Annotated in this window: 26 protein-coding genes, 1 tRNA gene, 1 other RNA gene and 1 pseudogene; 11 read left to right on the plus strand and 18 right to left on the minus strand. The window is 68.0% G+C overall.

Translation table 11 applies throughout. From position 1 onward, the window contains the following. Nucleotides 1-25: 25 nt before the first annotated feature. Nucleotides 26-122, minus strand: an RNA gene (ffs, locus tag ACFP6A_RS02245) — signal recognition particle sRNA small type. A gap of 74 nt (nucleotides 123-196) precedes the next feature. Between ffs and ACFP6A_RS02250 the strand changes: the two genes are divergently transcribed. Next, nucleotides 197-284 (plus strand) — tRNA-Ser (locus ACFP6A_RS02250). Between the two features lie 71 nt (nucleotides 285-355). Here the strand turns inward: ACFP6A_RS02250 and ACFP6A_RS02255 are convergent. The 7 genes from ACFP6A_RS02255 to ACFP6A_RS02285 all read right to left on the minus strand — a co-directional run bounded on the left by ACFP6A_RS02255 (nucleotide 356) and on the right by ACFP6A_RS02285 (nucleotide 6,574). Further along, entirely contained in the window at nucleotides 356-1,576 is a 1,221-nt protein-coding gene (locus ACFP6A_RS02255) for an acyl-CoA dehydrogenase family protein (RefSeq protein ID WP_379601216.1), read from the minus strand. A gap of 196 nt (nucleotides 1,577-1,772) precedes the next feature. Further along, nucleotides 1,773-2,225: a MaoC family dehydratase gene (locus tag ACFP6A_RS02260; protein WP_379601218.1), complete on the minus strand. Its 453-nt coding sequence runs from the start codon at nucleotides 2,223-2,225 to the stop codon at nucleotides 1,773-1,775. A gap of 101 nt (nucleotides 2,226-2,326) precedes the next feature. Further along, on the minus strand, nucleotides 2,327-3,034 hold the full coding sequence (locus ACFP6A_RS02265; RefSeq protein WP_379601219.1) for an HAD family hydrolase: 708 nt from the start codon (nucleotides 3,032-3,034) through the stop codon (nucleotides 2,327-2,329). 54 nt (nucleotides 3,035-3,088) lie between these two features. Beyond that, nucleotides 3,089-3,844, minus strand: coding sequence for an SDR family oxidoreductase (locus ACFP6A_RS02270; protein ID WP_379601220.1), 756 nt, complete (start codon nucleotides 3,842-3,844; stop codon nucleotides 3,089-3,091). 284 nt (nucleotides 3,845-4,128) lie between these two features. Further along, nucleotides 4,129-5,313 (minus strand): acyl-CoA dehydrogenase family protein, encoded by a 1,185-nt coding sequence (locus tag ACFP6A_RS02275; protein WP_379601221.1) that lies wholly within the window; start codon nucleotides 5,311-5,313, stop codon nucleotides 4,129-4,131. Nucleotides 5,314-5,330: 17 nt separating this feature from the next. Beyond that, nucleotides 5,331-5,750, minus strand: coding sequence for a Zn-ribbon domain-containing OB-fold protein (locus ACFP6A_RS02280; protein ID WP_379601223.1), 420 nt, complete (start codon nucleotides 5,748-5,750; stop codon nucleotides 5,331-5,333). A gap of 26 nt (nucleotides 5,751-5,776) precedes the next feature. Then, nucleotides 5,777-6,574, minus strand: a complete 798-nt coding sequence (locus ACFP6A_RS02285; RefSeq protein WP_379601224.1) for an enoyl-CoA hydratase/isomerase family protein — start codon at nucleotides 6,572-6,574, stop codon at nucleotides 5,777-5,779. A gap of 176 nt (nucleotides 6,575-6,750) precedes the next feature. On the opposite strand from ACFP6A_RS02285, the gene ACFP6A_RS02290 reads away from it, so the two are divergent. From ACFP6A_RS02290 to ACFP6A_RS02305, 4 genes are all read left to right on the plus strand, one after another. Further along, complete coding sequence (locus ACFP6A_RS02290) at nucleotides 6,751-7,698, plus strand: LLM class flavin-dependent oxidoreductase (protein ID WP_379601225.1); 948 nt, start codon at nucleotides 6,751-6,753, stop codon at nucleotides 7,696-7,698. Continuing rightward, nucleotides 7,677-8,582 (plus strand): CoA transferase subunit A, encoded by a 906-nt coding sequence (locus ACFP6A_RS02295; protein WP_379601226.1) that lies wholly within the window; start codon nucleotides 7,677-7,679, stop codon nucleotides 8,580-8,582. The genes ACFP6A_RS02290 and ACFP6A_RS02295 overlap by 22 nt, the downstream gene beginning before the upstream one ends. Further along, complete coding sequence (locus ACFP6A_RS02300; RefSeq protein ID WP_379601227.1) at nucleotides 8,575-9,366, plus strand: 3-oxoadipate--succinyl-CoA transferase subunit B; 792 nt, start codon at nucleotides 8,575-8,577, stop codon at nucleotides 9,364-9,366. The genes ACFP6A_RS02295 and ACFP6A_RS02300 overlap by 8 nt, the downstream gene beginning before the upstream one ends. Before the next feature lie 133 nt (nucleotides 9,367-9,499). Then, nucleotides 9,500-11,083, plus strand: coding sequence for a class I adenylate-forming enzyme family protein (locus ACFP6A_RS02305; protein ID WP_379601228.1), 1,584 nt, complete (start codon nucleotides 9,500-9,502; stop codon nucleotides 11,081-11,083). Nucleotides 11,084-11,197: 114 nt separating this feature from the next. Here the strand turns inward: ACFP6A_RS02305 and ACFP6A_RS02310 are convergent, their stop codons facing one another. From ACFP6A_RS02310 to ACFP6A_RS02355, 10 genes and pseudogenes are all read right to left on the minus strand, one after another. Further along, the gene (locus ACFP6A_RS02310; RefSeq protein WP_379601229.1) at nucleotides 11,198-12,391 is read right to left on the minus strand and encodes an acyl-CoA dehydrogenase family protein; all 1,194 of its coding nucleotides are present in this window, start codon (nucleotides 12,389-12,391) and stop codon (nucleotides 11,198-11,200) included. Nucleotides 12,392-12,409: 18 nt separating this feature from the next. Continuing rightward, entirely contained in the window at nucleotides 12,410-12,652 is a 243-nt protein-coding gene (locus tag ACFP6A_RS02315; protein ID WP_379601467.1) for a hypothetical protein, read from the minus strand. 48 nt (nucleotides 12,653-12,700) lie between these two features. Continuing rightward, nucleotides 12,701-12,883: pseudogene (locus tag ACFP6A_RS02320) on the minus strand (zinc ribbon domain-containing protein); the annotation flags it as partial. 2 nt (nucleotides 12,884-12,885) lie between these two features. Then, nucleotides 12,886-13,650 (minus strand): enoyl-CoA hydratase/isomerase family protein, encoded by a 765-nt coding sequence (locus tag ACFP6A_RS02325; protein WP_379601231.1) that lies wholly within the window; start codon nucleotides 13,648-13,650, stop codon nucleotides 12,886-12,888. Beyond that, the gene (locus tag ACFP6A_RS02330; RefSeq protein ID WP_379601233.1) at nucleotides 13,650-14,849 is read right to left on the minus strand and encodes a thiolase family protein; all 1,200 of its coding nucleotides are present in this window, start codon (nucleotides 14,847-14,849) and stop codon (nucleotides 13,650-13,652) included. Before ACFP6A_RS02330 ends, ACFP6A_RS02325 begins: the two co-directional genes overlap by 1 nt. After that, nucleotides 14,846-15,865 carry a hypothetical protein gene (locus tag ACFP6A_RS02335; protein ID WP_379601235.1) on the minus strand — a complete coding sequence of 340 codons (1,020 nt, stop codon included), beginning with the start codon at nucleotides 15,863-15,865 and terminating at the stop codon, nucleotides 14,846-14,848. Before ACFP6A_RS02335 ends, ACFP6A_RS02330 begins: the two co-directional genes overlap by 4 nt. Next, nucleotides 15,862-16,866 carry an LLM class flavin-dependent oxidoreductase gene (locus tag ACFP6A_RS02340; protein WP_379601236.1) on the minus strand — a complete coding sequence of 335 codons (1,005 nt, stop codon included), beginning with the start codon at nucleotides 16,864-16,866 and terminating at the stop codon, nucleotides 15,862-15,864. Before ACFP6A_RS02340 ends, ACFP6A_RS02335 begins: the two co-directional genes overlap by 4 nt. Nucleotides 16,867-16,912: 46 nt before the next feature. Beyond that, nucleotides 16,913-17,959 carry an NAD(P)H-dependent flavin oxidoreductase gene (locus tag ACFP6A_RS02345; protein WP_379601238.1) on the minus strand — a complete coding sequence of 349 codons (1,047 nt, stop codon included), beginning with the start codon at nucleotides 17,957-17,959 and terminating at the stop codon, nucleotides 16,913-16,915. A gap of 30 nt (nucleotides 17,960-17,989) precedes the next feature. Next, nucleotides 17,990-19,138: a hypothetical protein gene (locus ACFP6A_RS02350; RefSeq protein WP_379601239.1), complete on the minus strand. Its 1,149-nt coding sequence runs from the start codon at nucleotides 19,136-19,138 to the stop codon at nucleotides 17,990-17,992. 90 nt (nucleotides 19,139-19,228) lie between these two features. Beyond that, the gene (locus ACFP6A_RS02355; RefSeq protein ID WP_379601240.1) at nucleotides 19,229-20,020 is read right to left on the minus strand and encodes an NUDIX domain-containing protein; all 792 of its coding nucleotides are present in this window, start codon (nucleotides 20,018-20,020) and stop codon (nucleotides 19,229-19,231) included. A 122-nt stretch (nucleotides 20,021-20,142) separates the two neighbouring features. Here ACFP6A_RS02355 and ACFP6A_RS02360 point away from each other — a divergent pair, with 122 nt between their 5' ends. The 6 genes from ACFP6A_RS02360 to ACFP6A_RS02385 are packed head-to-tail and all read left to right on the plus strand — an operon-like array spanning nucleotide 20,143 to nucleotide 26,416. Beyond that, a complete protein-coding gene (locus ACFP6A_RS02360) occupies nucleotides 20,143-21,303 on the plus strand; it encodes a thiolase family protein (protein ID WP_379601241.1) in 1,161 nt (386 codons plus the stop codon). Continuing rightward, entirely contained in the window at nucleotides 21,300-22,463 is a 1,164-nt protein-coding gene (locus ACFP6A_RS02365; RefSeq protein ID WP_379601242.1) for a thiolase family protein, read from the plus strand. The genes ACFP6A_RS02360 and ACFP6A_RS02365 overlap by 4 nt, the downstream gene beginning before the upstream one ends. Continuing rightward, nucleotides 22,460-23,557: a hypothetical protein gene (locus ACFP6A_RS02370; protein ID WP_379601243.1), complete on the plus strand. Its 1,098-nt coding sequence runs from the start codon at nucleotides 22,460-22,462 to the stop codon at nucleotides 23,555-23,557. Before ACFP6A_RS02365 ends, ACFP6A_RS02370 begins: the two co-directional genes overlap by 4 nt. Then, nucleotides 23,557-24,717: an acyl-CoA dehydrogenase family protein gene (locus tag ACFP6A_RS02375; protein ID WP_379601244.1), complete on the plus strand. Its 1,161-nt coding sequence runs from the start codon at nucleotides 23,557-23,559 to the stop codon at nucleotides 24,715-24,717. The genes ACFP6A_RS02370 and ACFP6A_RS02375 overlap by 1 nt, the downstream gene beginning before the upstream one ends. Beyond that, on the plus strand, nucleotides 24,717-25,781 hold the full coding sequence (locus tag ACFP6A_RS02380) for a CaiB/BaiF CoA transferase family protein (RefSeq protein WP_379601246.1): 1,065 nt from the start codon (nucleotides 24,717-24,719) through the stop codon (nucleotides 25,779-25,781). Before ACFP6A_RS02375 ends, ACFP6A_RS02380 begins: the two co-directional genes overlap by 1 nt. Continuing rightward, nucleotides 25,778-26,416, plus strand: a complete 639-nt coding sequence (locus tag ACFP6A_RS02385; RefSeq protein ID WP_379601248.1) for a TetR/AcrR family transcriptional regulator — start codon at nucleotides 25,778-25,780, stop codon at nucleotides 26,414-26,416. The genes ACFP6A_RS02380 and ACFP6A_RS02385 overlap by 4 nt, the downstream gene beginning before the upstream one ends. The last annotated feature ends 1 nt before the right edge of the window (nucleotide 26,417 follow it).

A 26,417-nucleotide genomic window follows, 5' to 3' on the forward strand; every position in this document is an offset into this window, starting at 1 on the left:
CCGACCCTAACCGCCACCGGGGACAGCAGAGGACCCCCCGCGCACCCGCCAGAGCCCGCCTGCCCTTGCTGCCTTCCGGCCCTGGGGGAGTTCAGCAGGATGACGCCGCACGAGGGGTCTGCCCGCCACTGTACCCGCCGTGGTCCGGCAGCCGCTCGGGACGGGTGGGGCCGGCGGCTCCGCTACCCTGTCCGGCGGAGGATTCGCCTAGTGGCCTAGGGCGCACGCTTGGAAAGCGTGTTGGGCGCAAGCCCTCGGGGGTTCGAATCCCCCATCCTCCGCCAGCGTGACCGTGACTTCTCAACCGGTGCTCGGTGAGGGCCGTGCCCCCCGGTGGCGTCCGCGTCGCGGTGCTTCATTGCGCGAGCTGCCGCTTGATCTCCCGGGTGGCCAGCGACCTGATGTGGACCTCGTCCGGGCCGTCGGCGAATCGCAGCGTGCGGACGCTCGCGAACGACTTGGCGAGCGGGAAGTCCTGGGACAGGCCGGCGGCGCCATGGAGCTGGATGGCCTTGTCCAGGATCCAGCCGACGGTGCTCGGGGTGGCGATCTTGATCGCCTGGATCTCGGTGTGCGCCCCCTTGTTGCCGACAGTGTCCATCAACCAGGCGGTCTTGAGCACCAGCAGGCGCAGCTGCTCCACCTTGACCCGGGACTCCGCGATCCACTCCCGGATGACACCCTGCTCCGCCAGGGCCATACCGAATGCGTGCCGGTCGACCGCACGGCGGCACATCAGCTCGATGGCGCGCTCGGCGACGCCGATGGCACGCATGCAGTGGTGGATCCGGCCCGGGCCTAGCCGGGCCTGCGCCATCGCGAACCCAGCCCCCTCCTCACCGATCAGGTTCGATGCCGGAACGCGGACATCGTTGAGCTCGAGCTCGGCGTGTCCGCCGTGGTCGTGGTCGTCGTAGCCAAAGACCTCCATGCCACGCTTCACAATCAAGCCGGGGGTGTCCCTTGGCACCAGAACCATGGACTGCTGCCGGTGACGCTCGGCGGTGGGATCAGTCTTCCCCATGACGATGAATATCTGGCAGTCAGGGTTCATCGCGCCGGTGATCCACCACTTTCGACCGTTGATGACGTAGTCGTCACCGTCCCGGACGATGCTCGTGCTGATGTTGGTGGCGTCGGAGGAGGCCACATCGGGCTCGGTCATCGCGAAGGCGGAACGGATCTCGCCCTGACGCAGCGGTTCGAGCCAGGTCTTCTTCTGGTCGTCGTCAGCGAACATGGTGAGAACCTCCATGTTGCCGGTGTCGGGGGCAGCGCAGTTGAAGGCCGCCGGAGCGAGGGCACCGCTGCGCCCCATGATCTCGGCCAACGGTGCGTACTGGAGGTTGGTGAGGCCGGCACCGTGCTCACCGGGAAGGAAGAGGTTCCACAGCCCGCGCTTTCTCGCCTCGGTGCGAATCTTCTGCAGGACCGGCGTCTGGGTCCACGCCCACCGGTCGTCGAGCTGCTCGAGCTGGTCGTAGAACACCCGCTCGTTGGGGTATATGTGCTCGTCCATGAACGAGAGCAGCTCGTCACGCAGCTCCTCGGTCCGGGAGTCGAAGGCGAAGTCCATCTCAGTGCTCCTTGAATGAGTTGATGCCTGCTGCGGTCAACCGCTCGACGGCGTCCAAACCCGCGCCGTCAGCTGCCGGGCGTGGCAGTGCCGCATGCCCTTCGGACGCCGGCGAACTTGACCGCGACGCTGGGGGCGAGAGGGCATACGGCGGTCGAGGTGAGACCCGGGCAGCTGCTGTCGCGCCGTCAGCATGTCAGGGCACCAGGACGGCGACGATCTCCGCGGCGCAGGCCGGCTTGCCGGAGCCCTCGCGCTCGATGGTCACCCGGACGGTCGAGTGGACGCCGGCAGGGCCGGGCACGAGGGACAGCAGCTCGGCCCCTGCGCGGACGCGGGAGCCCACCGGCACCGGCGAGGGAAACCGGACCTTGTTGCAGCCGTAGTTCACGCTCATCGTCAGGCCCTCGACGGTGTAGATCTCCGAGATGAGCTTCGGCACCATCGACAGGGTCAGGTACCCGTGCGCGATCGTGGCGCCGAACGGTCCCTGCGCCGCTCGGTCGGGATCCACGTGGATCCACTGATGGTCCCCCGTGGCGTCGGCGAACCGGTCGATCTGCTCCTGGGTGATCGTGTGCCAGTCGCTGTACCCGAGGTGCGTGCCAACTGCCTTCTCGAGCTCGTCGATCCCGTTGAAGACCTTCATGCTGCCCTCCTCCTTCGCCACAGCAGTCCCATCCGACACCTCGGCACCCGCACGACGTGCGGCCGCGGTGGGGGCGGCTGGTCCTGGCTGGTCACGGTGTCTCAGATCTGAGGTCGTCGCACGGACAGGTCGGTTGCGGGTCGGGCCGGCCGGGCCGGCGAGGTCGGCGAAAGGCCCGGCAGCAGTCGGGCAAGCCGCGCGCGCGTGCTGGCTGCGTCGGTGTGGAGCAGCGCCTGCAGCCCGGCCGCCCGTGCCCCTTCGACGTTGGGCTCAGCGTCGTCGAGCATCAGAACCCGCTCGGGCGGCAGGCGTAGACGCTCGACGGTCAGCCGGAAGATCGCGGCGTGCGGCTTGCGCAACCCCACCTCGGAGGAGATCACCAGCGGGTCGAACAGCTCGTCGATCCGGGGTCGCGGGTAGGTGCTGCCCCAGCTGTTCGACAGCATCGCGACCCGGATGCCGGCGTCCCGGAGCTCGTCGACGAGCCGGTAGACCTCCTCGTCAGGACGAAGGTCGGCGAAGAGTCGGCCGAGCACCCCCACCGGGTCGACGGGACGACCGTCGTAGCGCACCAGCTGCGCGGCCAGCAACCGGTCGAACTCCTCCACGCCGATCTCGCCGGTCTCGAGCCGGTGGATCGGCGTACCTTCTGGAGCGCTACGAGACAGCCAGGCCCTGAGCGCGCCGGAGAACGAGGCGGGGTCGATCTCCTCTCTGGCCAGCCAGCTGGCGATGGAGTGGCTCACCGGAGTGGTCAGCACGCCGCCGTAGTCGAAGACGACGGCATCGATGTCGCACGGCCCGCTCACCCGACAGCTCCGAGCACGGCCGTGACGACGACACCTGCGCCCTGGATGCCCACCTCAGATCCCGCCGATGAGGGTGACGCCGCCGTCGACGGTCACGATCTGCCCGGTCATCCACGCCGCGTCGTCGGACAGGAGGAAGGCGACGACGCTGCCGACGTCCTCGGGCACGCCAAGCCGCCTCAGCGGATAGACCGATGCGACCGCCTCCTCCTTGCCCTCGTAGAGGACGGTGGCGAACCTGGTCTTCACGACCGCCGGTGCGACCGCGTTGACCCGGATGCCGGGTCCAAGCTCCAACGCGAGTCCTCGGGTGAGGTGGTTGAGCATCGCCTTGCTGGCGGCGTAGAAGCCGATCCCGGCCGCCGGCTGCAGGCCCGCGACCGAGCCCACGTTGACGATGGAGCCGCCGTGCTGCCCCATCCAGGCCTTGTGGGCCTGCTGCACCCACGACAGCGCGGCGAGGCAGTTCACCTCCACGATCTTGCGTGCGGCGCCGAGATCGAGCTCCACCAGCGGCCCGTAGACCGGGTTGATCCCCGTGTTGTTGACCAGCAGGTCGAGTCTGCCGAACGTGTCCAGGGTGCGCTGGATCGTCTCACCCTGGTGGTCGGTGTCGTCCGCCTTCCCGGCGACGGCGAGGGCGACGTCCGGGCCACCGAGCGCCTCCACGGCTTCGTCCAACGGCTGCTGCCTCCGTGCGGTGATCACGGCCTTCGCGCCCTCGGCGATCAGGCGCTCCACGATCGCGAGGCCGATGCCCCTGCTCGCGCCGGTGACGATCGCGACCTTGCCCTCGAACCTGTTCGACACGGACGAGCCTCCTCCTGTTGCGGTGTCGGGCAGCGCGGAAGGCTCTCACCCTCGACCCCCATGGTCATTCCCGTGCCGCCACCGACGCACGTCCCCCAGCCCTACCCGCTTGTCACGGCCCGTCAGCGCGCTGACCGGCGGCTGACGGTTGAAGGCCCTGTCACGAGGAACCAGATCCGCACCGCCAAGGACGCGTCGAGCTCCAGCAACTCGGCGCACCAGTCCTCCACGACGACGCACCACCTGCGCCGCCGCAGCCGCTTCACTGCCCACAGGAGGAGGTGTCACCCCCACATGCCGGCGGACACTCCCCACCGGGGGGACCGGCGCAGCTGTTGAGCGATGATCTTGCGCTGTACCTGGCTGGTGCCCCCGCCGATCATGAACAGGCGGGCGTCGCGGTAGAGACGTTCGACCTCATACTCGCGACAGTACCCATAACCGCCGTGGATCTGGACGGCATGGCTGGTCACCTCGTTGGCCAACCGGCCGGCGACGAGCTTGCTGATCGAGCCTTCGGCGACCGATGGCCTGCCCGCGTCTGACAGCGCGGCAGCGTGCCGGTACAGGAGCCGACACTCCAGCAGCGCGGCCGCCATGTCGGCCAGCATCTCAGCGACAGGAGCCAGGTCGGCGATCGGACCACCGAACGCGGTCCGTTGGAGGGCGTAGGCCTGGGAGAGCTCCAGCGCACGCTGTGCCATGCCGGCAGTCATGGCAGGAATAGCGAGCCGCTCGTAGTCGAGCACGTCCATCGCCACCTGCCAGCCCTCGCCGACCTCCCCCAACCGGTCGGTGTCCTCGACCCGGACGTCGTCGAAGACCAGCTCGCAGGTCGGGGACGACCGCAGTCCCATCTTTTCCAGCACGCCAGTGACGCTGATGCCTGGCGCGTCCATCGGGATCACGAATGTCGTCAGCGTCTCCTTGATGCCAGGTCCCCCGGTGCGACACAGCAGGAGCACCGCGTCAGCGATGGTGGCGTTGGTGATGAACATCTTGGTCCCGTTGATCCGCCAACCGTCGCCATCGCGGACCGCCTTGGTGGTGATATTGGCGACGTCGGAACCAGTGTCCGGTTCGGTGACGGCCCACGACGTGATGGTCTCCCCGGCCGCGATCCCGGGCAGCCACCGAGACTTCTGCTCGTCGGTGCCGAAGGACATCAGCGCCCGGGCCGTCAGGTAGGTCGGCATGGTGGACATGGCGAGACCGGCGTTGTGGTAGGCGAGGGCGTCGACCGCTTCGTGCAGGGCCACACTGCTCGGCCCGGTGCCGCCGTACTCCGGGGAGATCACCGTTCCGTACAGTCCAATCCTGCCGACCTCCAGCAACAACGACCTGATGAGGTCCATGTCCTGCGGGTGGGCGTCGAGGTCACCGTTGCGGGGCATCACCTTGTCGCGGCCGAACTTGTGGATCACGGCGGCCCAGTCGGAGGTGACCTCGTGATTGGTGTGGGTCGACATGGTGCGTCTCCTCGGTTCTAGCTGTCCTGCGGCGCGAAGCGCAGCTCTGTCCACGACTCATGGTCGACGTACCTTGCCCCGACTCGCATACCGATGCTGACGGACTCCGGCGGGGCCTCGATGCGGGCGGCGACCCGGGGCCCCTCCTCCAGGTCGACGACCGCGATCGCGAAGGGCAGGTCGGCCTCGAAAGCGGGATGGAACGTGCGGTGGAGGACGATGAAGGAGTAGACCGTTCCTACCCCGGACAGCACCGTCTCCTCCCCGCCCGGCTCCCCGCAGTAGGGGCAGGCGTCAAGGGGAGGGAAACGCACCTTCCCGCACTGGCTGCACCGGGGCAGCCGCACCTCGTGTTCGGCGAGACCGCGCCAGTACCCGGCGCTGTCAGGGTCAATCTGGGGAGCGGGCGGTTCGACAGAGACGACCGGGGTCGACACGGATCCTCCTGGATGATCGAGTGAGCTCAGCGTCCCGTGAACCGGGGCGTGCGCTTGGATGAGAACGCGTCCAGCCCCTCGGGGGCGTCGGAGCTGGTCAGGCAGTAACGAGCGGTGACCTCCCGCTCCAGCCGCATGCCGCTGGGCACGCCCGTGCCCTCCCAGAATCCGGAGTTGAGCACCTGCTTGGCGTTTCGCACGGCCAGCGGCGACTTCGCCGCCACTTGCTCGGCGAAGCGAACGCCAGCCGGCACGAGGTCGTCATCCTCGACGACCTGCGACACCAGACCCCACTCCAACGCCTCCTGGGGCTTGAGCATCCGGCCTGTGAAGATCAGCTCCCGCGCCCGCGCGGGGCCGACCGCCCGAGGCAGCAGGGTGAGGACACCCCCGCCGCCCATCTGGCCGAACGGTAGGTGGGCGTCGCCGATGCGCGCCGAGGCCGAGGCGATCGCCAGATCGCAGGACAGCACCAGCTCGATGCCCCCGGCCACTGCGATGCCGTTGACCAAGGCAATGTACGGTTTGGGGTACTGGCTGACTGCAGAGAATGTCTCGTGAATGTCAGCGAGGAACTCGGGGAAGCCTTGGGCGTCACGCTGCAGCTGCTGGTACTTCTTCATGTCGCCCCCCGCGCTGAATGCGCGGCCGGCGCCCGTGACCGCGACGACGCGCACCGCCTCATCGTGTCCGAGCTCGTCGAAGACGGCGCTGAGGTGCTTCACGGTGTCCCAGTCGAGCGGGTTCATCTCGTCGGGCCGGTTGAGGGTGACGAGGGCCATCACACCTGGTCCCGCAGTGAGGTCGATCCGCTCGACGAGCACTGAGGACGTGCGGGACGGTCCCGCCTGCGTTGCTGTCACTGGTAGCTCCTTGACCCTGGTGCCTCGATCGTCGAAGTTCTTCTGCCCGCTCTGGCGCGGCCGGCCTGCTGCCCGCTAGAGTCTCAACCATCCGGTCGAACGTCAACCCCCTGGTCGTGAACGGAAGGAGTGCCCGCGTGACGCATCCGCTGCGCTTCGGCGTGGGGCTCAACAACTTTGGGTCGCCGCTTCGCACGGCGCGCGACGTGGTCGACTCCGCCGTGCTGGCCGAGGAGCTGGGCTACTCATCAGTGTGGTTCGGAGACCACCTGAGTTTTCACGTGCCGCTGTACGAGTGCCTGTCGATGATGGCGGCCACGGCGGCCGTCACCCGGCGCGTGTCCATCGCCTCGGGGGTGCTGCTCGGCGTCCTCCGACATCCAGCATGGGTCGCCAAGTCCGTTGCCACCATCGATGCACTCAGCGAGGGACGGGTCCTCCTGGCTCTCGGTGTGGGGGGAGAGAACCCCGCAGAGTTCGAGCTGGCAGGCGTGCCGATGAGAGACCGCGGCCGGCGGACCACCGAGCTGATGGGCACGCTCCGCGAGATGTGGCGCGCTGACAACCCGCACGGCCTCCTGCCACCTCCGGTGCAGACCCGCATCCCGCTGTGGCACGGTGGACGAGCCGATGGCGCCCTGGCGCGCACCGCTCGGTACGGCGACGGCTGGCTTGGCGCCTTCGTGACACCAGCGCGCTATGCCGAACGGTGGTCGAGGCTCCTTGCCATGGCCAGAGAGGTTGGCCGTGAACCGGAGGAGCTGACACCCGGCCTGCACGTCTACATCCGGGTGGACGACGACGCCGACCGTGCGTGGCGCGAGGCGAGCACCTTCATCGGAGAGGTGTACGCCATGGACCCGCAGCCGATGCGCAGGTACTGCGTGGCCGGAGGCGTCGAGCAATGTGCTGACGAGATCACGGAATTCGTCAAGGCCGGCGTCACCGACGTGATCTGCCGGATCGCGGGGACCGACCTCGAGGACCAGATGGCCCGGGTCGTGGACGTGGCCACTGAAGTGCGTAGACGGTTCGAGACCGCTCAGAGCAGCGAGGAGACGCCATGGGCAGACGCAGCAAGCTGATCGACGTACCGACCGCCGCAGCACTCGTGTCCGACGGCGACCTCGTCGCCATCGGTGGCATCCACGCGCACGCGGCACCCATGCCCATCATTCGTGAACTCGCCCGTGCCGGACGACGCAACCTGCGGTTGCTGCCGAACGTGTCGGCCGGGCTCCCCGTCGAGGTCCTCGTCGCTGCCGGGGCCGTCGCGGAGGTCTACACGGCATATGTGGGCATGGAGGATCTCGGTCTGGCGCCGGCGTTCCGCGCCGCCGCGGAGAAGGGCGAGATCGTCGTGCACGACGTCGACGAACCCTTCACCATCTACGGGCTCAAGGCAGCCGCTGCGAATCTCCCCTTCATGCCGCTGCCACGCGGCCACGAAGCGACCAGTACCCGTGCCCTGTCGGCGGACCTGTTCCGCACGGTGGTGGATCCGTACTCCGGCCGGGAGCACGTCGCGATCCCGGCCATGCGCCCCGACGTCGGCATCGTGCACGCACCCCGCTGCGACCGCTTCGGCAACGTCTTTCTGGACGGGCCCGTCTACCAGGACGACCTGATCCTCCGGGCATCGAGGACCGCGATCGTGGTCACAGACGAAATCGTTCCTGACGGCTACGCCGCGGCTGGCCGGCACAAGGAGGTCACCGTACCGAGCTTCATGGTCTCCGCCGTCGTCGCGCTCCCCTTTGCCGCACACCCGACGTCGTCGGCAGGTCACTACGGACGCGACGAGCTGACCTTGGAGGAGTACATGCGCTCCCCCGACGACTGGATGGCCACGTACGTACGGGGGCCACGCGACCACCACGACTACTTGGAACGGGTAGGGGTCAAGCGTCTCCTCGGCACCCTTCGCGTCGACCCCACGTCCACCCCGGAGGGGACACGGCATGACTGAGACGTTCACCACCGGTGAGCTGATGGCGGTCACACTGGCGCGGGGCTTGCGGAACGGGGAGTGGGGTGCCTGCGGGGCAAACTCGCAGATTCCGATGGCAGCCTTCCAGCTCGCCCGCCTGATGCACGCCCCGGACCTCAACTGGCTCAGCGGTGGCGGCGGTGCGATCAACTCGACGGCAGGACTGGTGAAGTCGACCGCTGACCCGGTGACGCTGGACAGTGCGGAACACGCGTTCCGCCTCGAAGACATCGTTGACTTTGAGCTCGGCGGTTGGCGCAAGGCGCCAACCGTGGGGATCTTCGGCGGCATGCAGGTTGACCGTCGCGGAAACGTGAACATGGTCGGCATCGGGCGTGACTACCCCACGTTGCAGGTACGGGGTCCGGGCACCGTCGGGCTGGTCTTCGCCGCCTACTTCAGCCGGACGATGATCTTCTTGCAGCGCCACGACCGGCGGATCCTCGTCGAGGAAGCCGACTATGTCAGCGCACCAGGACGCACAGCGGCACGGCGCGAGTTCTGCGACCCGCACTCGGACGGGCCACAGCTCGTCGTAACTCCCCTGGCTGTCCTGGACTTCGGTGATGACGACACCCTGCGCCTGAAGTCGGTGCACCCCGGGCGCACCGCCGATGAAGTGCGGGAGCGCACCGGGTTCGACTTGCCGTCGTCGAACAGCGCCGAGGTGCCCTTCACACCGGCGCCCACAGATGAGGAGCTCACGGTGCTCCGCGAGCGCGTGGATCCGAGCGGCGTACTGAGACGTTTGCGTCTGGACTGAGCTGATGACACGCCGATGCCGGCTGCACCGTGGGTCAGATGCATCTGTGCCGAATCCGCCGTGCTTCGTCATGGATGACAACGGAAGTTGCAGCACCAGATAGCCTTTTATACGCGTGAGGGAGTGATCGGGAATGTCTTTCTTCGAGAGGTTCGTCCGTCCGGCACTGCTGGAGTTCAGCGACCGGCCAGCGCTCGTGCACAATGGACGGGTCCAGACCTATGCGGAGATGAACCGATCGTTCAACCGCGTGGGCAACGCCCTTCGAACGTTGGGCCTCGGCCTCGGTGATCACTCGGCGATCCTGCAGCACAACTCTGATCGTTGGCTGGAGTGCGAGGGTGGTCAGGGCAAGTTCGGCATCACCACGGTCCCACTCAACACCCGGCTTTCACCCCAGGAAGTGGCGTGGCACCTGAACGACAGTGAGTCGCGTGCCGTCATCTTCAGGCCGAGGCAGGCGATGCTCCTGGAGTCCGTCCGCGACCAGCTGACGACCTGCACGCACCTGCTGTGCATCCCGGAGGAGGGTGAGGACGTCCCGGACTGGGCGGTGGACTTCGACGAGCTGCTCGACGCCGCGAGCGACGCAGAGCCCGACACGATCGTCCCACCAGAGACTCTGTACCGGCTCATGTACACCTCGGCCACGACCGGAAAGCCCAAGGGCGTACCGGTCACCCACAGTCATTTCTCACTCCACACGGCGACAACACTGGTCAACCAGCTGGCCGGAGTATCCGAGCAGGACCGCTACCTGCCGGTGACACCCTTCACGCACATGGCCATAGGGTTCGTGTGGCCGTTCCTCTCCCGAGGTGGCACCGTCGTGTGCACCGAAGGATGGAACCCTGCGGAGTTCCTCGAGCTGTGCGCTGAGAACGAGGTCACCTACAGCCTTCTGGCGCCCACCGTCATCATCAGCCTGCTGCGGCATCTCGAGGACCATCCCGAAGCGGTCAGCACGTGGCAGAGGGCTCCCATCAAGGCGGTGTGGTATGCAGCGTCGCCGATTCCGGTTGAGATCGCCAAGCGCGCGGAGGCAACGCTCGGTAACGTACTCAACCAGATGTACGGCCTCACCGAGCTCCTGGGGAACGGGACCTCGATGACGTGCACGCAGCTCACCGCGGAGTGGCACTCTCGCAAGCCGGGAACGTGTGGCCGGGCGCAACGCAACAACGTCGTGCGCGTCGTCGACGACCAAGGGACCCCCCTGCCCGCGGGACAGCTCGGCGAGGTGGTCGTGCTGGCCGAACAGCCCTCCGGTTACTGGAGGCAGCCGGAACAGACCAGCGAGACGATCATCGACGGTTGGTTCCACACAGGCGACGTCGGCCACTTCGATGAGGACGGGTTCCTCACGATCACCGACCGCAAGAAGGATATGATCATCTCGGGCGGGTTGAACGTGTACCCCACCGAGGTCGAGAACATCATGTACCAGCACAGCGGCGTCGAGCAGTGCGCTGTGATCGGCGTAGCAGACGACTACTGGGTGGAGGTGCCCTGCGCAATTGTCGTCCGCAAGCCAGGGGCCACGTGCGACGAGGCAGAGCTCATCGAGTTCGTGCGTGAACGTCTCGCTCACTTCAAGGCACCCAAGGCGGTTGTCTTCGTAGACGAGCTGCCGGTGAGCGCGGCCGGCAAGGTGCTCAAGCGTGAGCTACGCCAGCGCTATGGAGACGTGCGAGCTGGCTCAAGCTCGCGCCCGTGAGGCACGAGGCGTGTGACGCCATCAGGGTCGGTCGGGCACCTGCACACCTGCCCGGTCATGGCGCAGGGTCCGCAGCGACTTCTCGCTGCGGACCCTGTGCACGGTGCAGTTCTCTTACACGTTGAGACCCAGGCTCCGACCGATCAGCATCTGCTGCACCTCCGACGCGCCCTCGCCGATCGTCATCACCCGGGCGTCTGCGTAGAGCCGAGTCACCGCCGTCTCCTGCATGAACCCCGCTCCACCGTGCAACTGGGTCGCGTCGTATGCCACCTTGTTGCAGATCTCGGACGCAACCAGCTTGCACATCGCGGCCTCTTGATCGTAAGGGTGGCCGTGATCCATCTTCCAGCAGGCGTCGTAGGTCATCGCTCGAGCCGTGGCGGTGGCTGCAGCCATCCGGGCGACCTTGAAGCCGACCGCCTGATGATCGCCGAGCCGCTTGTTGAACGACTCGCGTGTCTGCACGAAATCCAGGGTCGCATCAAGGCAGCCCTGAGCTATGCCCACCGAGGCCGAAGCGATCGGGAGGCGCGCCCAGGTCAGGAACCCAAGAGCCTCACGGTACCCGCGGCCCACCTCGCCCAGGAGGGCGTCCGGCCCTAGGCGTACGTCATCGAAGTAGAGCGGATGAGTGTCGGACGTGCGCCACCCGATCTTGTCGTAGGCCGGGCCGACCTCCACGCCGGGTGCATCCAGTGGTACGAGGAATGCTGAGACCTCTGGCCGACCGGGTCGGCCGTGCCCGGTCGCGGCGAAGAGGATCACATACTTCGATCTCGGCGTGCCTGAGTTGGTGATGAAGGCCTTGGAACCGGACAGACGCCACCCGTCGCCGTCCCGAACTGCCGAGGTGCGGATGTTGCCGGCGTCGGAACCGCCGCTGGGCTCGGTCAGGCCGAAGGAGATGAACGTCTCGCCACGCGCGGCCAGCGGCAGGATCTCCTTCTTCTGCGTGTCGTTGGCGAGTCGCTCGAACAGCGCGCAGGCAATGCCTTGGACGTGCGCGCTGGCACCGACGCCTCCGTCGACCCGTGAGATCTCCTCGATGGCCAGGCAGAACGAGGTGATGTCAGAGCCGGACCCGCCGTACTCCTCGCTGACGCGAAGCCCGAAGACGCCGAGTTCGCCCAAGCCGTCGATGATGGATTCGTCGAACGCGGCGTCGACCGTGCGCTGTGCGACGGTCGGCGCGAGCACGTTCGTCGTGAAGTTGCGCAGCACCGTGCGCCACGAGCGGTGGTCGTCGGTGAAGCACCAGGGGACGTCGAGATCGATCCCATACGGTGAGCTGTCGATGGCGGGCACGAGCTTCTCCTTAGCGAGTCAGTCGTCCAGGACCCAGTGGAAGTCGGTGACGAGCGCGGAGCGCTCGGCGGCGAACACGGCACTGACGCGGGCACCGATGTGCATCCGCTCCAGCGCGACGTGGTAGTCAGCCAGATCTAGGCCGTGAAGAAAATTGCCGATGGCGGTGTCCGCACGGTCTGGCCGTGCGTAGACGAGAGCATAAGGCGGCTCCGGATAGCCCGGGAAGCTCGTGTACCCGATCGTGGCTGCTTCGACCACAGCGTGCGGGCCTACGTCCAACCAGTCGTCGGAGGTCCGTACGAAGCATTCTTCGCAGAAGTCGCGGGGCGGCACTCGGACACGACTGCACCGTGGACACGGTGACGCCGTCAGCACGCCGCGGTCGCGCAGCGTGGTGAGGAACCGACTGGCTGCCGGACCCGCTGCGTGCTGGAAGTCGAGGTGCCATGCACCGGGGATCATGACGTGGCTGGCCGTGACGTCGCCCATGGTCAACTCCTCTTCACGAAGGCGTCCAGGTGCTCACGGACGTTCGGGCTCGTGGTGATGTGGTCCAGGAAGAGCTGCCGTTCATGGTGAGAGGCGGCTTGCGGCGGCCACTCCTCAGCGGCACGGGCCATCTCGCGGACCGCGGCGACTGCGAACCTGTCACGTGAGGCGAGCCGGTCGACGACGCGGTCCAGCTCCGCGTCGAAGCTCTCCGGTGCCACGGCCAGCGCGGCCAGTCCCCAGGCCTCGGCCTGCTGGCCCGAGATCATCTCACCGCTCTGGAGAAGCCAGCGCGCCCGCGCGCGGGGCAGGGCCCGGACCAGTCGCACCGAGCCACCGGCGCCGGGCAGCAGCGCGTGCTCGAGGTGGCGGTCGCCGATCCGCGCGGTCGTCGAGGCGAGCACCACGTCGCAAGCCAGGAGCATCTCGCAGCCGCCGGCCAGCGCGAACCCTTCGACAGCAGCGAGACTGGTGAACGGACCGGCCTCGATCGCGTCCAGGACGTCGCTCAGCCGGGTGACGTAGGCCTCGAGCTCCCGCCGGTCGTGGATCAGGCCTCGCACGAGGTCGAGGTCAGCGCCGGCGCAGAAGTGGCCGCCGGACCCGCGAATCACCAGCAGCGAGGCGTCGCTGCGTGCCATGTCGACAGCGTGCTCGAGCCCCTCGATGACGCCGATGTCGATGCAGTTGCGCCGGTCGGGCCGGTCCAGACGCGCATGGACGACGTGACCGACCCGGTCGATGAGCACCTGTCCTACCCGGGTCATCAGTCGCCACCCCGGAGCACGGCCACGCCCACGAACTGGATCGAGCCACCCGCCCCACTCACCACAGCGGTGCGGCAGCCCTCCACCTGGTGATCACCAGCGCGGCCGCGGACCTGGCGCGCCCCTTCGGCGACCCGGGCCAGGGCGCTGACACTGATGGGGTTCGCGCAGAGCACGCCTCCCGACGGGTTGACCGGGATCCTCCCGTCACGATCGAACCGACCCTGCTCGGCGTCGGCGATGCCTCGGCCCGGCGCCGACAGGCCAAGGGCCTCCACAGCGATCGGCTCCATCGTGGCGAAGGGAATGTAGGGCTCTGCGACGTCGATCTCGCGCCCTGGGTCGGTGATCCCGGCCTGGGCGTAGGCCGCGGCTGCCGCGAGGGCGAGCTCAGGGAACAGCCCATGGTCGTTGTCAGAGACCGCGCCCATCTTGTCGCCCAGGAAGTATGTGTTAGTCCGGGCCGCGAACCCGTCGATCCAGGCCGTCGGTCGGGCCATGACGGCTGCACGCTCGGCCGAGGTCATCACCAGCGCGACCCCACCTGATGTCTGGGGACAGGCCATGTCCCTCCGGATCGGAGCAAACAGCAGAGGGCTGGCGAGCACCTCTTCCGGGGTAACGGGCTTGCGGAGGTGCGCCGCGGGGTTGAGCGCTCCGTTGTGCCGCAACCTGGAAGCGACCTGGGCCCACACCTCTTCCGCACGGCGCAGGCCGATGCCGTGGTGTCGCAAGTACCGCTGAGCCTGCAACGCCGTCATGGAGATCGTGTTGAGGGGCAGGAGGGACTCGTAGGCCGGATCCCAGATGAGGTTGAGGGCCTGCTGAGCGGGTTGGAGGGAGTCCCCCATCTTGTCGGCACCGACTACCAGGGCGCATTGAGACTCCCCGGCTGCGATCGCCCACCACGCCATCTGCGCCGCCGAGGTGCCGGTGGCCCCACCGGTGTGCACGCGCACGAGGCGCTTGCCGCGAGCCGCGAGCACGTCGACAATCTCCTGCTCAGGGTGCCCGAAGCCGTGCAAGGCGTCTGGGGCTTGAGAGAGCACGACGAGGTCCACGTCGGCCATGCTCACCGCGGCGTCGTCGAGGGCGGCCACCGCAGCGTCGCGAATGAGTCCGAAGAGGTCTGTGTCGGGTCGACGGGTGCGCATCGGTGTCATCCCGACACCGATGACACCGACCCTGGTTGCGCTCATGAGCAGGCACCCAGCAGAGTGAGGGACTGTCCCTGCCCGGCTCTGCCGTAGGAGGAGTGGGCGAGCGCGGTGGGAACCCCCCGCTCGATGGCGGCGGCGGCACACACGATGCGCTCGAGTCCAGCGGCATAACCCGCGTTGCGGCGGAACAGGCCGCCCGACGGCTGCAGTCGCGGCAGGCTGCCTTCAATGACGGCCTCCGCGACGTCGACCGGATCCCCAAGCCCGAGAGCATGCGCGGCCATCAGCAGACGGAACACCGTTCGGTCAGTGGTCTCGATGATCTGGGCGTCCGCAGGGTCGACACCTGTACGTCCGAGGATCCGCTCGCGGAGCCTGCCCACCGGGTCCGGGTTCGCCTCGACTGGCAGCGCGCTGTCGGTGGCGAAGTCGACGGCCTTGATCTCTGCGCGAAGCCCGTCGGAAGCCACCAGCACCGCTACGGCGGCGCCGTCGACCGGGGCGAAGTGCGAGACCCGCAGCGGCGCGAACCAGACCCGGTCCTGATCCGTGTCGCGCGACAGGAAGGACGTCAGGGCGTCGAACCGGTCGGCGGTGAGGCCGTGGTCGTGCAACCAACGAGTGACGGCGAGCGCCTCGGCCGCCAGCGGGTGCGCTCCGACGGGCCGGGAGAACACCGGCTCAGGGTCGGGCGAGATGGCGTTGAGGGGGTCAGACTCCCCGGGGCTGTGCCACGAGACGACGAGCACCGCGCGGTCGACGCCTGCGGATACGCGCCACGTAGCCGACGCCAAGGCAACGGTGGGATCGTCGACCACCTTTGTCTCATCGCGGAGGTAGCCACCGGCGGGCCCCGCCAGGTGCATCGATGAGATCAGGCGGCCGTCCAGGGCGTCAGAGCCGGCAAGCACCACTCCGCTGACGTCCGCGCGCTCCAGGCCCGCATGGTCCAAGGCGGCCCGGGTCGCAAGATGGACGCCGAGCGGCAGGTCGAGACGCTCCTGTCCACTCCCGAACTGTGCCATCCCCCAGCCCGCCAGCCCGACCGCCGTCACGCCGGCACCCCTGGTGCAAGAGTCTCGATGATCGCGTCGACGTTGGCCCGCAGCTGGGCAGAGTCCAGCCCGAAGCTCGGCGAGTACAGCAACGTCTGTTCGTACAGCCCCCCGAACCGGTCCTGCAGCTGCTCGCCTACCTCGTCCGGCGTGCCGGCCACCGCGAAGAGGTCCACGACCTTGTCGGGCACGGCGGCAACCATGGCGTCGACGTCGCGTCGCGACCACGCCGCGCGAACCTCAGCCGCCATGGACTCGAGACCATGCACGGCCAAGGCGGGGAGGTAGGTTCGGACAACGGCGTAGAAGCCGATCTGCGCCTTCGCCCACCGCAAGGCCAGATCCGGGTTCTCGTTGACGCTGCAGATGACGTACCCCGCGATGGGAACCGAGCAGTTCCGGTCGGCGCGGGATGCGCCGTCCTGGAGGGCCGGTCGCACGATGTCGTCCACGTAGCGACGGCTGAAGATCGGGTGACCCACCAGGCCGTCGGCCACGGATCCGGCGGCCCGCACCATTCGGGCGTTGACCCCCGCAAGGTAGACAGGGATGTCTACCCGCAACGGGGGGCGCACCGCCGCGGTAGGTCTGAGGGCCAGGTGGTAGAAGTCTCCGTCGTGCGACACGCCGGTGTCGTCCATAGACCACAGTCGGCGCAGCAGCGGCACCAGTTCCTCGACCCTTCGGGCCGGAGCCGTGGGATCACTGCCGTGCCAGTCTCGCTGCATGGTGCGCGTGCCGGTACCCAGGCCGAGGATCAGGCGGCCACGACTGAGCTCATCGAGGTCACGCGCCTCGGCCGACAGCACGAGCGGCGATCGCCCGACCGCGTACGCGATCGCACTGCCCAGCTGCACCCTCGAGGACGCCATGGACATCGCTGCCAACGAGACCACGGCAGTGCGCTCGTAGAACTCGGTCGTCCAGACTGAGTCGAAGCCGACCGCCTCTGCCCGACGGGTCACGTCCTGGACGAAGTCGAGGTCACCGCCGAGAAGCACCAGACCTCCGCCAGAGGCGCCAGCAGAATCGGCTACCACGGAATCGTCAGACCGTGGCGGCGCTGGCGGTCGCCATGCCCTGCACGAGTTGTTGCAGGACTTCGCTGGCCTCCCGCGCCATCTGAGGAACGAAGGTGGCCACGTCGATCACGTCGTGGATGCCGCTCGAGACCTGTCCGGCTGCGACCAGGCCATTCTCGAGATCGCCGGTGGACTGCGCGAGCTGCAGAGCGTGGTCCTTCCACTCGGTCAGCTCATCGATCGTCATCTCCCCGTTGCGGACGATCTCAAGGAGACGGTCCGTAGCGGGAGTGCGTAGACCCCGGGCAGGGCCGTAGACGCCCGGGAACACCACGTCGTCACCCTCCTGTGCGTCGACGACGAACTGTGCGACCGAGGGGTGCCAGTCGGTGTTGTCGGTGGAGGCGATGAACCGTGTGCCCATGGCGACGCCCGATGCGCCGAGCGCCAGTGCGGCGGCAAGGGTCCGTCCGTCGCGTGCTCCACCCGAGAGCAGGACGGGCACCGATACCGCCGCGGTGACGTTCGGCAGGAGGACGAAGGTGTGCACGGGTGACTGGTGCGTGTGACCGCCCATCTCGTACCCCGAGGCGATGATGACGTCGGCGCCGGCCTCTTCGGCCTTGATCGCTTGACGGGTACTACCGACCTTGTGCTGGTGGATCAGGCCGGCGTCCTTGATCCGTGCAGCGAACGACCCGGGGAAACCGGCACTGGTGGTGAGTACCTTGAGCTGCTGCCCGACCTTGTCGTCCGCCTCGCGTGCCTCGATGACGGCGTTGATGTACGCCTCCGTGATCGGAAGCACCTTGCCGGTGTCGTCGGCGCCGACCGGCACGTTGACAGCGAACGGCTTGTCAGTACGGGCGGCGCACTCGGCGATGTGACGGCGCATGATGGCCGCACCTTCGCTCGGCTCCTGCGACATGCCCGGCATGCTGACGGTGCCCATCCCCCCGGCGTTGCTCACGGCCGCTGCCAGGGCCACGGTCTTGAACGGGCCCATGCCCTCCTGGATGATCGGGTGCTCGATGCCGACCAGTTCGGTGTAACGGGTAGCGAGAAACGACATGAACGGCTCCTAGATTTTCGGTCAGAAGGTCTAGCGGTCGGCGGTGAGGATCAAGGCCGAGCCGTCGTTGAGAGCGCCGGAAGTGACCACGGCGACCTCGTGGCGGGGCGCCTGGCGCTCGCCGCACCGACCCTGCACCTGCAGCACGGCTTCGGTGACCGTGTTCATCCCGTGCAGGTACCCTTCGGCAAGCAGGCCACCATGGGTGTTCATGGGGAGTGACCCGTCGACGGCGGTGGCACCGGACCGGATGAACTTGCCAGCCTCACCCCGCTCCACGAGGCCGAGCCCCTCAATGGTCATCAGCACCGTGCTGGTGAAGCAGTCGTAGATCTCCGCGACGTCGACGTCGCCTGGTCCGATGCCGGCGCGCCCGAACAGGTCCTCACGTAGGAGGTAGCCGTAGTTGTAGGTGAAGTCCTCGGTCAACAGCTGGTCGCCGATGTCGAGGCCTGGGCGAGGTCCTGCGGCGTAGGCACCCGATGCGATACGGACCGGGGGTTGCGCGAGGTCGCGAGCGCGGTCAAGCGTGGTTACCAGTAGTGCGCAGGCTCCGTCGACCTCGGTGGTGCAGTCGGCGGCACGGAAGGGTTCCGCGATCCAGGGGCTGTCAAGGTAGCTCTGCATGTCGAGGGGTTTGCGGAGGATCGCACGCTCATTCAGCTCGGCGTAGGCGCGCTGCGCGATGGCCACCGCCGCTAGATCCGCCTCGGTCGCACCTACCTCGTGCATGTAGCGACGCGCCCACATGGCGATGTACATCAGATAGGCGTTGTAACCGATGGGGTAGCGGAACTGCGCGGCTCCACCAGCAAAGCGGCCGCTGCCGACGCGAACGCCAGAGCGTCCGTTGAGGGCGCGGAAAACCAGGACGGCCTCGGCCTGACCGGTCGCCACGGCGGTGGCCGCCTGGTACGTGATGATGCTCGGCGACTGGCCTCCCTGCTGAAAGTCCAGCACGTAGCGGAGACCGGGCAGCGCCAGCGCCGTCGCGACCGCCTCACAGCTCACCGAGTCGTTGAGCACCGAGAAGCTGGCGACCCCGTCCACCTCGTCCTTGGACATGCCGGCGTCAGCCACTGCGTTGCGGGCGGCCTCGGCAGCCAAGGAGAGAACGGTACGGCCGGACTTGCGGGACAGCTCCGTGTACCCGACTCCGGCGATGGCGACCTCGCGCATGTGCGCCTTCCTCTCATCGTTCTCGAACACTTAGTTGAAGTTCGACTTGCGGGAAGGCTACGTCCCTCCGGTCGCGTTGTCTACTACCCGCTATCGACCGTCAGCCGCGTCAGGCACTCGCCACGGCAGCGACCCCAGCGGTACCGGCGCGGCGCCCGGGCGGACGATCACGTTGGTGCCTCCGGCGCCGTCGGAGACCAGTCGCGCACGAGTCGGTTCCCGGACTGCTCCCGTGCGTGCCGCCGTAAGGACCGCAGCCGTGTCGGTCTGCTGGCACAGAGTCAGGTGATACCGGGTCGGCGGCAGCAGGCGCGGCGTCCACTCTTCACTGTGCAGCACGTCAGCGGGCCGAACCCAGACCGAGTCGACCGCCTCGCCGCTGTCGTGCTCCGATACCTGACCCGCCGGTGCGACTGCGTAGTAGAAGAAGGTGTCAAACCGGCGAGGGGCGCCTTCGGGCGTGATCCACCGGTCGTGGTAGGCGAGCGACGCCGCGTCTAGACGCAACGCTCGCTGCTCGAACGCCGCGGCGAGTGAGGCCCCACGCGCAAGCTCGCTACGCACCTCACGGGCGTGCTCGACACTTGCCGGGGCGCCACTCCGGTCAACGGCGAGCAGAATCAGCGCCTCCTCGCAGGTCTCGCGCACCGCGGCGACGGTGACCTCGTCGACGGCACTCGCGACATGCTCGCCGGTCACGAGCGCAGGGATGTGCTGATCGCTGGGATCGATGCTGCCGCCGGGAAAGACATACCGGTCCGGGGCGAACGCCGCCTTGGAGGTCCGGCGCAGCAGCAGCACCTCGACTCCGTCACGGCCGTCACGGACGACGACCACGCTCGCTGCCCGTCGAGGGGGGACCACCATCGTGTCCTCGATCACCGAACGCTCCCATCCCATCAGACGGATATCGACTTGCTGGTCGAATGATTGTAGACTTCCCGCCACCTCTCGCGCGAGGCACCACCACGCGCGTCGATACCGCGAGCCGAAGGAGCAGCGCTGTGAACGAGGTCGTGATCGTCGACGGTGTGCGTAGTCCGATGGGACGGCGGGGAGGAGGGCTGGCCGGGGTGCACCCGGTTGACCTGTTGGCGCATGTGCTGAGCGAGCTCATCGACCGCACCGGGATCGACGCAGCCACCGTCGACGACGTGATCGGCGGCTGCGTGGGACAGGTAGGCGAGCAGTCCTTCAACGTCACCCGCAACGCGTGGTTGGCTGCCGGACTCCCGATCTCGGTACCAGCGGTCACGGTCGACCGGCAGTGCGGCTCAAGCCAGCAGGCACTGCACTTCGCCGCACAAGGGATCGCCTCCGGCAGCTACGACGTCGCCATCGCGTGCGGCGTGGAGTCGATGAGCCGGATTCCTATCGGCTCCGCTGCGACCTTCCAGGGGTCGCCGTACAGCGAACAGCTGCTCGCGGCCCATCCGCTGGTCTCGCAGGGCGAGTCGGCCGAGCGCATCGCGGAGAAGTGGGGGTTCTCCCGATCCGACCTGGACGCGGTGGCAGTGCGTTCTCACCGCCGGGCGATCGCAGCACGGGAGGCGGGCGTGTTCGCCCGAGAAATCGTCCCGGTCAAGGTGGGCGAGACCCTGGTGGAGCACGACGAGGGGATCCGAGAGCCCGACCCAGAGCGGATCGCCTCTCTCAAGCCGGTCTTCCGGGAGGATGGCGTGATCACCGCCGCGAACTCCTCGCAGATCACCGACGGCGCTGCCGCGCTGCTGCTGATGCGTGAGGACCGGGCACAGGAGCTCGGGCTGACACCACGGGCGCGGTTGGTGTCGATGGCGCTGGCCGGTGACGACCCGGTGATGATGCTCACCGCACCGGCCCCCGCCACTCGCAAGGCCCTCGGCCGAGCCGGGCTGGATGTGGACGACCTCGACGCGGTGGAGATCAACGAGGCGTTTGCGAGCGTCGTGCTGGCTTGGCGAGACGAGCTGAACATCTCCGAGGAGTGGTACGACGCGCACGTCAACCTGCACGGCGGCGCCATCGCCATGGGGCACCCCCTCGGTGGATCCGGTGCCCGACTGATGATCAGCCTGATGTCGGTTCTCGAGGAACATGGCGGGCGCTACGGACTCCAGACCATGTGCGAAGGTGGCGGCCAGGCGAACGCCACGATCATCGAACGCTGGGGCGCCAGTCGATGAGCGCCACCTTCGTCGTGGGGACGGGCATCTCCCCCTTCGACCGCGCCCCCAGTACCCGGTCCGCCGACCAGGTCGCGCACGCCGTCCGTGCGGCGCTCGACGATGCCGCCGTCAGTCTGGACCAGATCGACGCCGTCTACGTCGGCAACGCCGCCGGCGGCCTGCTGACGGGGCAGGAGATGATTCGGGGCCAGGTGCTGCTACGCGGACTGGACCTCGGCGGAACCCCTATCGTCAACTGCGAGAACGCCTGCGCCAGCGGCTCAACTGCGCTGTACCTGGCCGACACCGCACTGCGCGCCGGACGAGCCGGCACCGTGCTCGTCGTCGGTGCGGAGAAGATGGCCAGCGAGGACAAGCAGCGCCCGATGACTGCCTTGGCTACGGCCGTGGACCAGGAACGGCTGGAGGAGGAGACCCCCGAGATCCGGGGCGACGGCTCACTGTTCATGGACATCTACGCGCAGCTGGCGCGGGACTACCTGACGGACCACGACGCCCGCCCAGAGGACTTCGCCGCACTGGTGGTGAAGAACCGGCGCCACGCCTCGCACAACCCCGTGGCCCAGTTCACGGCTCCCCTGACCGTCGAGGAGGTCCTCAACGCCCGGCTGATCAACGACCCCCTCACCCTCCCGATGTGCTCACCCATCGGCAACGGCGCCGCCGCGGTCGTCCTCACCACCGAGCCCTCGCCTGCAGCCACCCCCGTGAGGCTGCTGGCCTCCAGCCTGGTCTCTGGCCGAGGACGGCACGCCGAACCGGCTGTCACGCACGCGGCGCGATTGGCGTTCAGCCAGGCCGATGTCTCACCCGACGACGTGGACCTGGCCGAGGTGCACGATGCCACGGCGCCCGCAGAGCTGATCGCGCTGGAGGAGCTGGGCCTGCTCGCACCGGGCGAGGGCGTCTTCGCCGTGCGCAAGGGGCGGTTGAGCGTCGGTGGCGACCTGCCGACGAACCCCAGCGGCGGACTGGTGTGCAAGGGCCACCCGGTGGGCGCCACTGGCGTGGCGCAGGTGGTCGAGGTCGCCGACCAGCTCCGCGGCCGCGCCGGGGGGCGTCAGGTCGAGGGCGCCCGGATCGGGGTCACCGAGAACGCCGGTGGTTGGCTGGGCGGCGATGTCGCGGCGGCCGCGGTACACATCCTGGGCCGATGAGCATGAGCGACAATGATCGGCCTGGCGCCCCGGGGATCGCCTTCGAGCGATCGTTACGCACGACCCGGTACCTCGACCCGTCCCAGAACTGGGCGCCTGCCCAGATCACCAGCGAGATCCGGCGTGACCCGCTGCTGGGAACCACCGGCCGGCTCGCACACTTCGTCGGATTCGCACCTCAGCCGGAGGACTTCGCGGCACTCGCCGCCACCACGCGTGAGATCTGTCCATTCTGTCCGGACCGACTGGAGGTCGTGACCCCGCAGCTGCCTCCCGACGTCTTCGGCGCCGGCCGCCTGCGTCGGGGGCAGGCGACCCTGGTGCCGAACCTCTCTCCCTACGACGCGTTCAGCGCCGTCACGGTGATCTGCGCAGAGCACTTCGTGCCGATCGGTGACTGGTCCCCCGAGCTTCTCGTCGACGCCATCAGTCTGGCGCGGGACTATGCGGCGGCCATTCGCGCAGCCGGGCATGCGCTGCCCTACACGCTGCTGAGCTGGAACTACATGCCGCCCGCGGCGTCGACGCAGATCCATCCGCATCTGCAGGTGATCGTCACCGACGAGCCGGGGACCAACGTCACGGCGAGGATCGGGGCGCAGCGGGAGTACCTCAAGCGTTGGGGCCGTCCCTTCTTCGACGACCTGGTGGAGACCGAGCGCGCCGTGGGCGAACGATGGGTCCACGACAGCGAGCACGTGACGGTTCTCACCGACTTCGTCTCGCTCTCAGCACTGTCGGACGTGCGCATCGTCTTCTCCGACCACCAGGTGCTGGACACCCTCGACGACGCAGCGCTGGGGGACTTCTGCGCCGTCATGTCCCGGCTGCTGCGTGCACTGGGGGAGACCGGTGTCTCCAGCTTCAACATGTCCTTCTTTCCCGCCACGGCCGATGCCGCTGACGGCGGCCGGCTGCACGCCGTCCTCACGCCCCGGCTGTCGTTCTCCCCTGCGCTGCACGCCACCGACATCGGCGCGCTGAACCTCCAGCTCGGCGAGCCCTACATGGCACGTAGCCCGGAAGAACTCGCCACCTCGCTACGACCCGCGTTCCGCCCGCCGTCCGCGGGTGCCGCCTCAGGAGGATCGTGATGGACTTCGCCGAGTCCGAGCTGCACCGCGACATCCGTGCTTCGGTGCACGCGATCGCCGAGAAGTACGGCCACGCCTACTACCAACGCGCGGCCGCGGAGGGCTCCCACAGCGAGGAGCTGTGGAAGGAGGTTGCAGACGCCGGTTTCGTCGGGGTGAGCCTGCCCGAGGAGTACGGCGGCGGAGGGCTCGGGATCAGCGAGCTGGCGGTCGTCGGTGAGGAGCTGGCCGCCCACGGCTGTCCGCTGTTGCTCCTCGTCGTTTCGCCCGCGATATGCGGCACGGTGATCTCTGCCTACGGCACCCCGGAGCAGAAGCAACGATGGCTACCCGACCTGTGCTCGGGATCGGCCAAGATGGCCTTCGCGATCACCGAGCCCGAGGCCGGGAGCAACAGTCACCAGCTCGCGACCCAGGCTCGTCGTGATGGGGAGGAGTGGGTGCTCAACGGCACCAAGCACTACATCTCCGGGGTGGACGAGAGCCGCGAGATCCTGGTCGTGGCCCGAACCGGGCGGTCTGACTCCGGTCGCGGGCGCCTGAGCCTCTTCGTGGTGCCCACCGACGCCACGGGGCTGAGCTGGCATCCGATCTCGATGCAGGTCAACGCCCCGGAGAATCAGTTCACGGTCAGCTTCGAGAACGTGCGGGTACCCGCCGACCGCCTGCTGGGCGAGGAGGGCGAGGGGCTGCGGCTCATCTTCGCCGGCCTCAACCCGGAGCGGATCATGACGGCCGCCCACGCCTGCGGGCTGGGCCGCTACGCGCTGGGCAAGGCGGCGCGCTACGCGCAGGAGCGCGTCGTGTGGGGCGTACCCATCGGTGCCCACCAGGGGCTGGCCCACCCGCTCGCGGAGGCCTGGATCCACCGGGACCTGGCGTGGCTGATGACCCAGAAGGCTGCGTGGCTGGTGGATGCGGGGACGAGTCCTCGTGAGGCGGGGGTCGCCGCCAACAGCGCGAAGCTCGCTGCCGCGGACGCCGCGGTGGAGGCTCTGGACCGGGCGATCCAGGTACACGGCGGCCACGGCCTGTCCACGGAGTTCGGCCTGGCGGACCTCTGGGGGTTCGTGCGCCTGCACAAGACGGCCCCCGTGAGTCGCGAGATGGTGCTCAACCACGTGGCGCAGCAGGTGCTGCAGCTGCCCAGGTCGTACTGATGTGGCAGGCGGCGCGACCGGTACTGACCGGTGTCAAGGTGCTCGACCTCAGCCTGCAGCTGCCCGGCCCGTACGCCACTCGGCTGCTCTGCGACCTCGGAGCCGAGGTTCACCGGATCGAGCCGCCCGGCGGAGACCCCGCCCGCGCCTTTCCCTCCCTCTACGGCGAGGTCAACGCCGGCAAGCGGGTGGAACAGGTAGATCTGAAGTCCGACGCCGGACGAGCCCGCGTGCTAGGGCTGGCGCGCGAGTGTGACGTGCTCGTGGAGGGCTTCCGACCCGGTGTGCTCGAACGCCTGGGGGTGGGCTACGAGGCGGTGGCCAGGATCAATCCAGGGGTGGTCTACTGCTCGATCTCGGGATACGGGCACGACGGCGAGCGAGCCGACAAACCTGGCCACGACCTCACCTATCACGCCGACGCCGGGACCTTGGCGCAGGGCGTACCGTCCTTCGCGGCCGTTCCACCGCTCCCCTATGCGGATCTCGCCTCCGGCCTGATGGCGGCCATGACGATCAGTGCCACGTTGGTCGGTCGCGCCACGACCGGCAAGGGCGCTCATCTTGACGTGAGCATGGCTGACGTGATGGCGTCCTGGACCTTCCCCGTCGCTCTACCGCACGAGGCCGGAGAAGTTGACTTGTTCAATCACACACCGCACTACGGAGTCTTCGACACCGCCAACGGCCAGCGGATCGCGCTTGGCATCGTCCACGAGCAGCACTTCTGGGAACGGTTCTGCGACGAGTTCGACCTCACCGACGAACGCGACTCCACCTTCGCCGCACGCCAAAAGGACTACGACCGTCTGCGGCACCGCTTGGAGAGCCTCTTCGCAAGGCTTCCAGCCGAGGACATCCTGGCTCGCACGGCCCGTGCCGACGTACCGGCAGCCATGGTGCTTCGTCCGGTGGACGTGCTCGACAGTGCGCCCTTCCGGGAACGCGGAGCCATCCGGAGCAGCGAGTCGCGCCCAAGGTACGCTTATCCGGTGAGATTCGCGACAGATTTGACAAATCCATCCCACGAAGGACCGGCCTCCGCGCCTGGGGTGGAATCGTGAGCGGCCCGGCCGGCAACGACGAGCATCAGCCGCTAAGTCGGGTGGGCCGCAAACGAAACCAGCGCATCGACGCCATCTTGCGCGTCGCCGCCAAGGTAGTCGCCGAGCACGGTTACCACCACACCTCGCTGGAGATGGTCGCCGAACAGGTGGATCTGACCAAGGCGTCGCTCTACCACTACTTCGACAGTAAGGACGCTCTGCTCAGTGCCTGCTTCGAGGCGGTTGCACAGCGGACCATCGATCGCCTGTCGGCGGTCGCCGACGCGGCGCCTACGCCCCTCGACGCATTGCGGGACCTGGTGGCAGAGCAGTTGAAGATCCTCGTGCTCGACGACCCCGACATGGCACGACTGTTCCTGCAGCACCAAGATTGGCCGCCATCGATGCGCGAGGAGCAGCGGCACTGGCGCAAGTTGCACGACGACGTCTTCGTCTCTGTTGTCGAGGCCGGCGTGGCCTCGGGGCAGCTGTGGCCCCGCGACCCACGGGTGGCCTTGCACTGCATGCACGGAGCTATCAACTACGTGCCGATCTGGTTCCGGTCGCGGTCAAAGCGCGAGGACGTGCGGCTGCTGAATCTGATCACCGAAAGCATCCTGGACATCTTTCGACCATCCCCTGAGAGGCACTGAT

Source organism: Quadrisphaera sp. GCM10027208 (genome assembly GCF_042658805.1).
In the GTDB taxonomy this organism is placed as follows: domain Bacteria; phylum Actinomycetota; class Actinomycetes; order Actinomycetales; family SCSIO-59966; genus SCSIO-59966.